At 76.8% G+C, this 1,032-nt stretch carries 1 protein-coding gene; it reads left to right on the forward strand.

Features of this window, described 5'->3' with window-relative positions:
• Positions 1 to 35: 35 nt before the first annotated feature.
• The coding region (locus ACWEQL_RS42520; protein WP_452157003.1) for an FtsX-like permease family protein at positions 36 to 1,032 on the forward strand (997 nt) is incomplete at its 3' end.

Raw genomic sequence — 1,032 nt, forward strand, 5'->3', positions numbered from 1 at the left:
CTTCCGATCTGTCTTCCGCATGAACAACAACCCGGGTGGCTGGGTGGCCAGCGGGTCCGACCCCAATCCCTGGAACCCCCACTACCTCCGGGCCGGCCCCCACCGCCACGCAGGCTCCCGCCGCCGCGCCGGCCCCCGCCCCGGCCCCCACGGCCACGCCGGCACCGCAGCCCGTCCAGGTCGCCGTCCCGCAGAGCGCGCTCACCCGCCTCGGCCTCACCGCCGGCGCGCTGCCCGCCGAGGTCCGGCTGGACGACCGCTACGGCGGCGCGCCGCTGACCGTCCGCATCACCGGCGTCTACCGCGCCGCCGACCCCGCCGACCCGTACTGGCGGCTCGACCCGCTGGGCGGGCGCGAGATCCAGCTGGGCGGCTTCGCCACGTACGGGCCGCTGCTCGTCGACGACACCGTCTTCACCGCCGCCGGCCTGCCGCAGAACGGCCGTAACTGGCTGCTCGACGCCGACTTCGCGGGCCTGCGCCCCGACCGTACGGACGCCCTGCGCGAGGAGGCACCCGGCCTGTTCGAGCAACTGCGCGCGAGCGCCGGCCTGCAGGCCCGCAGCGACCTGCCCCAGCTGCTCGGCGAACTGCGTTCCGGCGCCCTCGTCGCCCGTTCCACCCTGCTGATCGGCGCCCTGCAGCTCGCCGTCCTCGCCGCCGCCGCACTGCTGCTGGTGGTCCACCTGATGGCCGCCCGGCAGGAGGACGAGAACGCGCTGCTGACCGCGCGCGGCGCCTCCCGGGGCCGGCTCGCGGCGTTCACCGCCACCGAGGCGCTGCTGCTCGCCCTGCCCGCGGCCCTGTTCGCGCCGCTGCTCACCCCTCCGCTGCTGCGCGCGCTCGGCAGCTTCGGCCCGCTCGCGCACGTACCGCTGGACACCGGTGTCAGCGCGGACCTGTGGCCCGTCGCCGCGGCCTGCGCCCTCGTCTGCGCCTCCTTGATGGTCAGGCGCAGTTCGCCGTCGCCGACGGTGCAGCGGCGGGCGGCCGGGTCGAGTCTGAGGTCGGCGAGGGTCAGGACGGGCGGGC

The organism is Kitasatospora sp. NPDC004240, from assembly GCF_053603215.1.